At 62.1% G+C, this 351-nt stretch carries 1 pseudogene; it reads right to left on the reverse strand.

Annotated elements, in window-relative coordinates:
• Positions 1-227: pseudogene (locus tag CVH10_RS18510) on the reverse strand (hypothetical protein); the annotation flags it as partial.
• Positions 228-351 lie beyond the last annotated feature (124 nt).

Below are 351 nucleotides of genomic sequence, written 5' to 3' on the forward strand. Positions count from 1 at the left end.
GTATCGGTCGATGTCGTCCGCCCAAGGCGAACGCCGTCCCTGAAAACCTCGAAGCGCGCCTGGGCAGAGTCGGAGGCGCTCAGTCGCCATTGAACGAACACGCCGCCGTCCGCCATCGGCGTGGCGACAACGGATCGATCCAGGGTTTCCAGGCGGATGGCCTGCCGCTCCGCCTTCGCCGCCTGTGGCGCAAGCGAAAGGACGGCCGTCAAGGCGACGGTTGTCATCCACGTCACGGATCGGACCACGACAGCTTCCCTATAGGATGTCCACTTATTGGGACGTTGTGTCACTATAGGGGTTTTGGGCCGTTTTGTTAAAGTCCGTTTTTCCGAAGTCGGGCGCCGCGCT

The sequence above is a fragment of the Halomonas sp. ND22Bw genome, from assembly GCF_003011945.1.
Classification (GTDB): Bacteria; Pseudomonadota; Gammaproteobacteria; order Pseudomonadales; family Halomonadaceae; genus Halomonas; species Halomonas halophila.